The 262-nt window shown below is 65.3% G+C and carries 1 pseudogene; it reads right to left on the reverse strand.

The window, feature by feature from the left end:
• Window positions 1-262 (reverse strand): annotated as a pseudogene (locus ACLJNW_RS25960) (ABC transporter ATP-binding protein); the annotation flags it as partial.

Genomic DNA, 262 nt, shown 5'->3' on the forward strand with positions numbered 1-262 from the left:
GCCTTGATCCGGCTCTGCGCCTGGCGCGCCTTGGTGGCCTTGGCCTTGAAGCGGGCGATGAAGCTTTCCATGTGCGCACGCTGCGCCTGCTGTTTCTCGTAGGCCTGCTGTTGCTGAGCCAGCCGCTCGGCGCGGGTCCGCTCGAAAGCGGAATAGCCGCCGCGGTAGAGGGTCAGCTTGCGGTTTTCCAGATGCACCACGTGGTCCACCACCGCATCGAGGAAGTCGCGGTCGTGGGAGATCAGCACCAGAGTGCCGGGAT

Origin of the sequence: Salmonella sp. SAL4457, from assembly GCF_046548235.1 — a bacterium.
In the GTDB taxonomy this organism is placed as follows: domain Bacteria; phylum Pseudomonadota; class Gammaproteobacteria; order Enterobacterales; family Enterobacteriaceae; genus Salmonella; species Salmonella enterica.